General features: G+C 72.7%; 2 protein-coding genes and 1 pseudogene. 1 reads left to right on the top strand and 2 read right to left on the bottom strand.

Going from position 1 to position 1,992, the window contains the following annotated elements; translation table 11 throughout:
* Positions 1-209, top strand: a pseudogene (locus AB0C29_RS45760) (hypothetical protein); the annotation flags it as partial.
* Here the strand turns inward: AB0C29_RS45760 and glgA are convergent.
* The gene (gene glgA, locus AB0C29_RS45765) at positions 191-1,414 is read right to left on the bottom strand and encodes a glycogen synthase (protein ID WP_360834274.1); all 1,224 of its coding nucleotides are present in this window, start codon (positions 1,412-1,414) and stop codon (positions 191-193) included. The pseudogene AB0C29_RS45760 and the gene glgA sit on opposite strands and share 19 nt — an antisense overlap.
* Before the next feature lie 41 nt (positions 1,415-1,455).
* Positions 1,456-1,992 (bottom strand): class F sortase (locus AB0C29_RS45770; protein ID WP_360834276.1); only part of this gene is annotated, 537 nt, incomplete at its 5' end.

Consider the following 1,992-nt stretch of genomic DNA (forward strand, 5'->3'; position numbering starts at 1 on the left):
ACCGCGGCGAGCTCAGCTCGTACGGCGAGACGAACGGCAGGTACGCGGGCACAGCGGGCAAGCCGTCGTTCGCCACCGACGGGCGGGTGTGGCTGGCCGGTGACGCCTTCGGCAAGCCGCGGGTGCAGACGGCCTGGCTGTCCGGGCGGGCCGTGGCCCGGGCGATCCTGGCTCAGAGCACCGGCCTGGCTCAGAGCACCGAGCGGTAGACCTCCAAGGTGTCCACGGCGATCCGGGACCAGCTGAAGTGCTCCACCGCGCGGCGGCGCCCGGCCAGGCCCATCTCGGCGGCCCGGGCCGGGTCCTTGATCAGCTTGGTCATCGCGGCGGCCAGGTCGGCGATGAACCGCTCCGGGTCGACCGGGGTGCCGGTGCCGTCGGTGACCTGCTCGATCGGCACCAGCAGGCCGGTCTCGCCGTCGGCGACGACCTCCGGGATGCCCCCGGTGGCGGTGGCGACCACGGCTGTCTCGCAGGCCATCGCCTCCAGGTTGACGATGCCCATGGGCTCGTAGACCGACGGGCAGACGAAGACCGTCGCGTGGGTGAGCACCTGGACGACCTCGTGCTTGGGCAGCATCTCCTGCACCCAGATCACCCCGGCCGCGTCCCGGGCGTTGCGCAGCTGGATCGCCAGGCCCTCGACCTCGGCGGCGATCTCCGGGGTGTCCGGCGCGCCGGCCAGCAGCACGATCTGGGTCTCCGGCGGCAGGTCGTGACAGGCCCGCATCAGGTACGGCAGGCCCTTCTGCCGGGTGATCCGGCCGACGAAGACCACGCTCGGGCGGTTCAGGTCGATGCCGAGCCGCTCGATGACGTCGGTGCCCCGGTTCGGGGCGTACTGCTCGGTGTCGATGCCGTTGTAGACCACCCGGATCCTGTCCGGGTCGACGCTGGGATAGGCGGTGAGCACATCCCGCTTCATGCCCCCGGAGACGGCGATGATCGCGTCGGCGCCCTCGATGGCGGTCCGCTCGCAGAACGAGGAGAGCGCGTAACCGCCGCCGAGCTGCTCGGCCTTCCACGGGCGCAGCGGCTCCAGGCTGTGCGTGGTGACCACGTGCGGGACGCCGTACAGCAGTTTGGCGGTGTGGCCGGCGAAGTTCGCGTACCAGGTGTGGCTGTGCACGATGTCGGTGCCGTCGCAGCCCGCGGCCATCTCCAGGTCGACCCCCATGGTGCGCAGGGCGGCGTTGGCCCCGGCCAGCTCGGCGGGCTCCGGGTACGCCGTCACGCCCGGTTCGTCGCGGGGGGCACCGAAGCAGTGCACCCGTACGTCGGTGAGCGGGCGCAGGTCACGGGCCAGGTATTCCACGTGCACCCCGGCGCCGCCGTACACCTCCGGCGGATACTCCCGGGTGAGCAGGTCGACGCGCAGATCCCTACCGCTGGAGGTCGAACGTGAGTCGGTCACGTGTCGCAGAATAGTCTCATCCCGGCCGGCCGGCCCGGTTGTCACATCGGGGTGGCGTAGACGACGACATTGTGGTCGTAGGTGCCGTTGCGGAACGCTCCCCCACAGGTGACCAGGGCCAGCTGCGGGCTGGTGTCCCGGCGGAACAAAGCCTCCGGCAGCTTGCTCTTGGCGTAGCTGCGCCGGGCCGTCACCCGGTAGGCGATGGTGCGGTCGCCGGCGCGGACCTCGATCCGGGACCCGACCGCCAGCTTCTCCAGGCGGTAGAGCGCGCCCTGGCCGTCCTCGGCCGTGTCGACGTGACCGGCGATCAGGACGGTGCCGCGCCGCTCGCCGGGCAGCACCGAGCCGATCCACCAGCCGAGCCGGTCCGGGTCGTCCGGCACGTCGAGCGCCCCGTCGCGGGTGACCCCGACCGGATCGACCGGGGCCCCGACGTCCAGCCGGTCGATGGTCACCTTCGTCGGCGTCCACAGGGCGGGGGCCGGGGTCCGCACGGTCGGTGCCGCGTACGGGGGTGCGGACGGGGGTGCGGCCGGCGGGGGCAGCACGCCCGCGTCGGACGGGGCCGAGGGCGG

The sequence above is a fragment of the Actinoplanes sp. NPDC048791 genome (genome assembly GCF_040650095.1).
GTDB lineage: Bacteria > Actinomycetota > Actinomycetes > Mycobacteriales > Micromonosporaceae > Actinoplanes.